Raw genomic sequence first — 6,697 nt, 5'->3', positions numbered from 1 at the left:
GGCTCGCCCGCCGCCCCGGCACCGGGCTCAGCCGCCGGTCCCGGTGAGCGCGTCCGGCCGCGCGGACGACAGCGGGATCGGCGTGAACATCGGCGGCTCCTCGGACGGGTCCAGCGCGGTCGGCCCGTAGAGCCAGTCCACGAACGCGTAGTCGTAGGTGTCGCGCTCCCGCAGCAGGACGTTCCGCTGCCGCCGCGCGAGCCCGTCGAGATGCCACAGCTCGCCCCAGGCGCGCGACGTGCTCACGACGCGGCGGCAGTGCTCGGGCCGGACGGCCTGGTAGGCGGCGAGGACGGCCGGCCAGTCCACCGACCCGTCGCCCGCGAGGTGCCGGGCGGCCTGCTCGCCGAGCACCCACCCGTCCTCGATCGCCATGATCGCGCCCTGCGCGATGTACTGCAGCGGCGGGTGCGCGGCGTCGCCGAGCAGCGCGATGCTCCCGTCCACCCACGTCATGACCGGGTCGCGGTCGTACATCCGCCACCACCGGTCGCGCCACATGTCGGGCAGCCCGCCGCGGACGAAGTCGCAGGTCCCCGCGAACGCCGCGTCCAGCTCGTCGGGCGTCCCCCAGTCCTCCTCGCCGGCGCGGGCCTTGGGCGACTCGAAGACGGCGACCTGGTTGAGCAGCTCGCCGCCGCGCAGGCCGTAGTGGACGAAGTGGCAGCGGGGGCCGACGTACACGACGACCTCGGAGAGGTCGACCTCCGCGGCCCGGCCGCTCGCCGTCGGGGTGGTGCCCCGGTAGGCGACGTACGCCGACGACACCGGCTCGTCGTCCACGATCAGCTTCCGCGCCACCGAGTGCAGGCCGTCGGCCGCGATGACGACCCGCGCCTCCTCCACGCGGCCGTCGGCGAGCGTCACGCTCGCGCCGCCGGCGGTGTTCGCGCAGGCGGTCACCTGCTGCGACGTGCGCAGGTCGACGCCGGCGCGCTCGCACGCGCGCAGCAGCATGGCGTGCAGGTCGCTGCGGTGGATGACCAGGTACGGGAAGCCGTAGCGGCGCTCCAGGTCGCGCAGGTCCAGCCGGGTCAGCTCGGTGCCGTCGACGGCGTCGCGCATGATCATCGCTTCGGGCAGGACGCCGAGGCTCTTCGCCTCGTCCAGCAGGCCGTAGTCGTCGAGGATGCGCGTGCAGTTCGGGGCGAGCTGGATGCCCGCGCCGACCTCGCCGAAGGCGGCGGCCCGTTCGAGCACGCGGACCGCGAGGCCGCGGCGGCTCAGCGCGTAGGCGGCGCCCAGCCCGCCGATCCCGCCGCCGACGACGATCACATCAGGGTCGGTCATGGTCTCTTCCTTCTCAAGCGCCTCAGAGCCAGGGGCCGAGGGGCGGGGCGTCGGCGAGGGCGTGCGGCCGGCCGGCCAGCCAGGCGGCGACCTCGGGCAGCGGCCCGTCCGGGAGCGCCCGCTCGGCCGGGGACGCGGCGTCCAGGCCCCGCTTGGCGGCGATGTCGGTGACGAGCGCGTCCAGGAAGTCGCCCGGCAGGTCCGCGAAGGACGCTCCCCGGTCCAGGTCGACGGCGTGGACGAACGTCTCCCGCGACCGCATCCAGGGCACCTCGGTCGCGGGGACGGTGCGGCCCTGCGCCGTGACGACCTCGGCCCGCCACTGGCGCTCGGTGAGGGCGTCCATCGCCGTCCGCAGCTCCGCGCTGGAGCGGGCCAGCCATCCGGCCAGCTCGGGACCGGTCATCCGGGCACCGCGCTCGATCCCGGCCGCGCGCTCCTCCGGCGAGGCGTACATGGGGGTCTCCTCGCCGGTGGCGGCCCAGTGCACCAGGTTGCCGAGCGCGTCGGCGTTCGCCGCGACGTGCGCGACAAGGTGCCGGCGAGACCAGCCGGGCAGCAGGCACGGGGCGTCGTACTCCGCCTCGGTCAGGCCGCCGGCGGCGTCGAGGAACAGGTCCGTGCCCTCCCGCGCCCAGCCGACGGCGTCGGCGAACGTGCGGGCCATCAGGCGTCCTTGACGACGCGGTTGACGCAGGCGCCGAGGCCGTCGATCTCGGTCACGACCGTCTCGCCGCCGGTCAGGTAGACCTTCGGGTCGCGGGCGTGGCCCACGCCGGCGGGGGTGCCGGTGGCGATCAGGTCGCCGGGCCGCAGCGTGATGATCGTGGAGACGTACTTCACCAGGAAGACCGGGTCGAACAGCAGCGTCCCGGTGTCGTCGGACTGCATCTCCGCGCCGTCGACCAGCGTCCGCACCCGCAGCGCGGGGCGGACGCCGCCGACCTCGTCGGGGGTCACCAGGTACGGGCCGACGGGGGTGGAGGAGTCCCAGATCTTGCCCTGCGTCCACTCGATGGTGCGGAACTGCCAGTCGCGCACGGACACGTCGTTCATGACGGTGAACCCGGCGATCGCGGCCTCCGCCTGCGCGTCGTCCGCGCGGCGGACCTCCGCGCCGATGACGACGGCGAGCTCCACCTCCCAGTCCAGGGCGTCGGTCTCGGCGGGCTTGGCGATGTCGTCGCGGGCGCCGATCAGGCTGTCGGCGAACTTGGGGAACAGCGTCGGGTACGCCGGGAGCTCCCGCCCCATCTCCTTGATGTGGTTGGAGTAGTTGTGGCCGACGCAGATCACCTTCGACGGGCTCGGCACGACGGGAGCGAAGTCGGCGCCCTCGACGTCGTGCACCGGGCCGGAGGCGCCCGCCGCCTTCGCCCGCCAGTCCGGCTCGGCGAGGAGGGCGCCCAGGTCGGGGTACCCGAGGTCGACGAGGCCGCCGCCGTCGAAGCGGACGGCGCGGGTCCCGGCGGCGGTGCGGATGGTGGAGAGCTTCATCAGGCGTCGTCCTCGGCGGTTCGGTGGGTGGCGGTCCGGTGAGTGGCGGTGCGGTGGAGCTTGAGGGCTTCGAAGACGGGCGCGTCGCCGAAGCGGAACAGGTCCAGGGCCCCGGAGTCGGAGTCGGACGGCCCGGCCTCGGACCGCACCGAGAACGGTTCCCACGAGGGGACGACGAAAAGGTCCCCGCGCGTCACCGACCAGGTCCGGTCGCCGACCGAGACCGAGCCGGAGCCGTCGAAGACCTGGTAGACGCTGGAGCCGGTCTCGCGGACCGGGGCCGTCTCGGCGCCCCGGGCCACCCGGTGGAACTCGGCGCGCAGGGTGGGGAGCACGTCGGTGCCGTCGGCGGGGTTGGTGTAGCGGACGGCGGCGTGGCCGGGCTCCACCGTGGCGGCGTGGCCCTCCTTCTCCAGCGCGAGCTGGTCGGCGAGCGCGCGGTCGGTGTGCTCCCACTTGTAGGAGAGCAGCGGCGACCCGGGCGCGGCGTGGCCGACGCCGACGGGGCGCAGCCCGGGGTGGCCCCAGAGCCGCTCGGAGCGGGACCGCTCGGGCGTGATGCGCTCGGCGTCGGAGATCTCGTCGCGCCCGAACTCGAAGAACTGCGCCTCGGTCAGGTACTGGAACGGGATGTCGAGGCCGTCGATCCAGGCCATCGGCCGGTCGGTGGCGTTGTGGTGGGCGTGCCAGTTCCAGCCGGCCTGCGGCAGGAAGTCGCCGCGGTTCATCGGCACGGGGTCGCCGCCGACGACCGTCCACACCCCGGAGCCCTCGACGACGAAGCGGAAGGCGTGCTGGGTGTGGCGGTGCTCGGGCGCGTCCTCGCCGGGCATCAGGTACTGGATCGCCGCCCACAGCGTCGGGGAGGCGAACGGGCGGCCGCCCAGCCCGGGGTTGGCGAGGGCGATCGCGCGGCGCTCGCCGCCGCGGCCGACCGGGACGATCCGCCCCGCCCGGTCGGCGAGGCGGACCAGGCGGTCCCACTTCCACACGTGCGGGACGGCGCTGGAGCGCGGGTGGGGCGGCATGAGGCCGCCGATCTCGGTCCACAGCGGGACGAGGAGTTCGGCCTCGAAGCCGCGGTAGAGGTCCTCGAGCTCGGGGGTGACCTCCGGCTGGCCGGGCGCGTCGACGGCCCGCAGCCGCACCGGCGAGGCCGCGGCAGGAGTGCTGGTCATAACCGCCATCGTGATGCCTGTACGCTGTGAAGAATAGGAAATTCTGTTCTACAGAATCGAGCCAGGGTGGACCAGCCGTTCAAAGCACCGCCGCCGTACGCCGTCGCGAGCGTCGACAACGCGCTGCGCATCGCGACGATGCTGCAGCTGGAGGGCCCGCTCACGGTCACCGAGGTCGCGCGGCGGATCGGCGTCGCGAACTCGACCGCGCACCGGCTGCTCGCCATGCTCGTCTACCGCGACTTCGCGGTCCGCGACTCCGACCGCACCTACCGCGTCGGGCCCGTCCTGGAGCTCGCCGCCCACTCGCAGTCGGCGGCGGCCCGGCTGCGCGCCGCCGCGCTGCCGCACCTGCACCGGCTGGTCGAGCTGCTCGACGAGTCCACCAACCTCACCGTCCGTACCGGCGACACGGTGCGCTTCATCGCCAGCGTCGAGTCGCGGCAGGCGCTGCGGGTCGGCTCGCGCGAGGGCATGGTCTTCCCCGCCCACCGCACCACCGCGGGCCTGCTGCTGCTCGCCGAGCTGCCGCCCGACCGGCTGGAGGCGCTGTACGCGGCCGACCGCTACACCGAGCGCCCCGGCGACCGTCCGGACCTGGACGCCCTGCGCGCCGACCTGGCACGGGTGCGCCGCAACGGGTTCGCGCTCAACCAGGGCCGCTCCGAGCGGGGCGTCGTCGCGGTCGGCGTCCCTGTGCACGACCCGCAGGGCGAGGTCGTGGCCGGGCTCTCGGTGTCGATGCCGAGCGCGCGGTACGAGAAGGAGCGGCTGCCCGCGCTCGCCGGCACGCTGCGCACCGTGGCCGACGCACTGGAGCGCGACCTACGGGAATGACCCCGTCCAGCGCGGACCCGGTGAGCTCCAGAGCATCTCCGCTGGATCCTGCTCACCCACGGCCACACGACCACGTCGGTGCTGATGCTGCCGTTCACGATGGGGGACGCGGCGGGGAAGGAGTAGCCGGGTTCAGTGGACGCGGTGCAGGGGCGCCGGCCGCCGCAGCGCGGGCGCGAGCCAGCGGTCGAGCATGGCGCGGAGCCGGGCGTCGTCGTGCGGCGGCTCGCTGGGGTTCTGCAGCAGCGACGTCAGCAGCCGCATGATGATCTCGGCGAGGCCGGTCAGGTCGTCCTCGCCGACCCCGGCGGCCGCCCAGTCGACGGGGAAGCGCCGCAGCATGCGGGCGCCGTAGCCGATGGCGTCCGCGGTGGTGGCCCCGCGGCCGAACGCGCTGGAGTCCTTCAGCTGGAGCAGCAGGCTCAGGCGCGGCTCGGTCGGGATGGTCCGGACGCAGAACATCATGCCCTCGACCACGGCCTCGGCGGGATCGCCGACGCCCTGGAGGTGGGCGACGAGCCGGTCCACGAACGACTCGGCGCCCTGCGCCGCCACCTCGCCGACGATGTCGCTGATCCGGGCGAAGTGGCGGTAGACGGTCTGGCGCGTGACGCCGAGCTCGCTCGCGACGTCGGAGAGGGTCGTCTTCGCGACGCCGTGCCGGTCGATGCAGCGGGCGGTCGCGTCGACGATGCGCTGCCGCGCCTCGGCATCCGATGCGGGGGGCCGGCCTCCCCACCCGTGGTGCGCCATGGCCCTAGGATCGCACAGCCTCCGCGGCCGGCCGCGGCGCCTTCACGCGCGGTACGGCCAGGATGAGGCCCGCCGCGGCGACGGCGCACAGCGCGGAGTACCAGAGGCTGCCGACCGGGGTGCCCTGCTCGGTGACGCCGCCGGTCGCGGCGAAGTACGCGGGCAGCGCGACCAGCCACAGGACGACGAGGACGGCGAGGTACACCGGCGGGTAGACCCGCACGAACGCCGGCGACGGCACCGGCGCCGCGTCGCCCGCCCGCGCCGCGCGGTAGGCGTCCACGAGCAGGTAGAGCCCGGCGATCCAGACGGCGGCCAGTTCGGCGGAGAGGATGCCCCGCTGGATCCCGATCTGGTCGTCGCCGCGGAACGCGCCGCTCGGCGCGCTCACGATGATCATCGCGAGCGGCGTCACGGCGCCCGCGACGACGGTGCGCCAGGAGACGCTCCAGCCCGGCAGCGCGCCCCGGCCCGGCCTCGCGCCGACCAGCCGCACGACGAGGTACGCCATCGCGCCGAACGAGACCGAGGCGAACACCAGCATGCTGTTCATCGGCACCGAGGCGAGCGCCGGCCGGTTGATCATCGTGTTGCCGGGGTTCCACGCCCACCACTTCAGCTGCGGGCCGAGCTGGTCGAAGATCTCGTAGAAGACCTGGCAGGCGAACGCGACCGCGACCGCGCCGGCCAGCGGCCCGCGCCGGGCGAACACGCCCAGCGCCCTGACCAGCTCGTAGGCGAGCTGCGAGATCGCGGGATAGAACGCCACGATGTAGAGCGGCAGCCGGTCGTACATGAACTGCACGGTGAACACGTTGTGCGAGAAGATGAACCCGACCTGCTTCTCCAGGCCGAACCAGCCGGGGAAGTACAGCGGCGGCTCGATCACCGCCAGGTAGACGACCGAGGCGGACCACAGCGAGATGTTGACCGGGTCGCCGTCGCGCCGCCACCGCCGCCAGGCGTGGACGAGGGCGAACACCGCCCCGCCGACGATCAGCAGTTCCAGGACGGGCATGGTGCCGTTCGCGAGGTCGAACGGGTCGCGGAACGTCACGAAGGGATGGGCGTGGTGGCAGGAGAAGCCGAGCTTCTCGGCGACGCGCTCGGCGACCGGATCGCAGGTGTACCCCATGTCTCCT

The 6,697-nt window shown here is 74.0% G+C and carries 7 protein-coding genes; 1 reads left to right on the top strand and 6 read right to left on the bottom strand.

The window, feature by feature from the left end; all coding sequences use genetic code 11:
- Positions 1 to 27: 27 nt before the first annotated feature.
- The 4 genes from ABZ914_RS15045 to ABZ914_RS15030 are packed head-to-tail and all read right to left on the bottom strand — an operon-like array spanning position 28 to position 3,965.
- Positions 28 to 1,290: an FAD-dependent monooxygenase gene (locus ABZ914_RS15045; protein WP_500193503.1), complete on the bottom strand. Its 1,263-nt coding sequence runs from the start codon at positions 1,288 to 1,290 to the stop codon at positions 28 to 30.
- 22 nt (positions 1,291 to 1,312) lie between these two features.
- Positions 1,313 to 1,957, bottom strand: coding sequence for a maleylpyruvate isomerase family mycothiol-dependent enzyme (locus tag ABZ914_RS15040; protein WP_500193502.1), 645 nt, complete (start codon positions 1,955 to 1,957; stop codon positions 1,313 to 1,315).
- Positions 1,957 to 2,787, bottom strand: coding sequence for a fumarylacetoacetate hydrolase family protein (locus ABZ914_RS15035; RefSeq protein ID WP_500193501.1), 831 nt, complete (start codon positions 2,785 to 2,787; stop codon positions 1,957 to 1,959). Before ABZ914_RS15035 ends, ABZ914_RS15040 begins: the two co-directional genes overlap by 1 nt.
- Positions 2,787 to 3,965, bottom strand: coding sequence for a cupin domain-containing protein (locus tag ABZ914_RS15030; protein ID WP_500193500.1), 1,179 nt, complete (start codon positions 3,963 to 3,965; stop codon positions 2,787 to 2,789). The genes ABZ914_RS15035 and ABZ914_RS15030 overlap by 1 nt, the downstream gene beginning before the upstream one ends.
- 66 nt (positions 3,966 to 4,031) lie before the next feature.
- Here ABZ914_RS15030 and ABZ914_RS15025 point away from each other — a divergent pair, with 66 nt between their 5' ends.
- Positions 4,032 to 4,802: an IclR family transcriptional regulator gene (locus ABZ914_RS15025; RefSeq protein ID WP_500193499.1), complete on the top strand. Its 771-nt coding sequence runs from the start codon at positions 4,032 to 4,034 to the stop codon at positions 4,800 to 4,802.
- A gap of 132 nt (positions 4,803 to 4,934) precedes the next feature.
- On the opposite strand, the gene ABZ914_RS15020 is transcribed toward ABZ914_RS15025, so the two are convergent.
- Both ABZ914_RS15020 and ABZ914_RS15015 read right to left on the bottom strand, forming a co-directional pair.
- On the bottom strand, positions 4,935 to 5,555 hold the full coding sequence (locus ABZ914_RS15020; protein WP_190862513.1) for a TetR/AcrR family transcriptional regulator: 621 nt from the start codon (positions 5,553 to 5,555) through the stop codon (positions 4,935 to 4,937).
- 4 nt (positions 5,556 to 5,559) lie between these two features.
- Positions 5,560 to 6,690 carry a hypothetical protein gene (locus ABZ914_RS15015; protein WP_500193498.1) on the bottom strand — a complete coding sequence of 377 codons (1,131 nt, stop codon included), beginning with the start codon at positions 6,688 to 6,690 and terminating at the stop codon, positions 5,560 to 5,562.
- Positions 6,691 to 6,697: the final 7 nt, after the last annotated feature.

Source organism: Spirillospora sp. NPDC046719 (assembly GCF_040645715.1).
GTDB lineage: Bacteria > Actinomycetota > Actinomycetes > Streptosporangiales > Streptosporangiaceae > Spirillospora.
This window is presented reverse-complemented; position numbering and strand designations above follow the sequence as displayed.